The organism is Salinimicrobium oceani (assembly GCF_012037645.1).
The window spans coordinates 1-461 of sequence record NZ_JAAVJR010000592.1; the positions used below are offsets into that span (position 1 = coordinate 1).

Consider the following 461-nt stretch of genomic DNA (forward strand, 5'->3'; position numbering starts at 1 on the left):
AGCGTAGTACCTCTCACAATACTGTCATCAATAATCACCAGGTTATCTTCCGGCTTTACAACCCCGTAGGTTACATCATAAACGTGGGCTACAAGATCATCCCTGCTGCTGTCTTCGGTAATGAAAGTCCGCAGCTTGGCATCTTTAATGGCAATCTTTTCGGTTCTTAGCCTGTGGGCAAGGATCTCCTGCAAACGGGCATCGGTAAGCGTCTCTTTTTCGGCAAGAATGGTATCGTTCTTTTGCTTGTTTAGTTCATCCTGTGCAGCTTCCACCATTCCATAGAAAGAGGTTTCAGCAGTATTGGGAATGAAGGAGAAGACGGTATTGATGGTATCGTGGTTAATAGCTTTGAGCACTTCAGGCATCAGCAGTTTTCCAAGCATTTTCCGCTCGCGGTAGATCTCGGCGTCACTTCCGCGGGAAAATATATCCGCTCAAAAGAGCAAGCCTTTCTCTCT

General features: G+C 46.4%; 1 pseudogene. It reads right to left on the reverse strand.

Features of this window, described 5'->3' with window-relative positions:
* Positions 1–461 (reverse strand): annotated as a pseudogene (locus HC175_RS18415) (amidophosphoribosyltransferase); the annotation flags it as partial.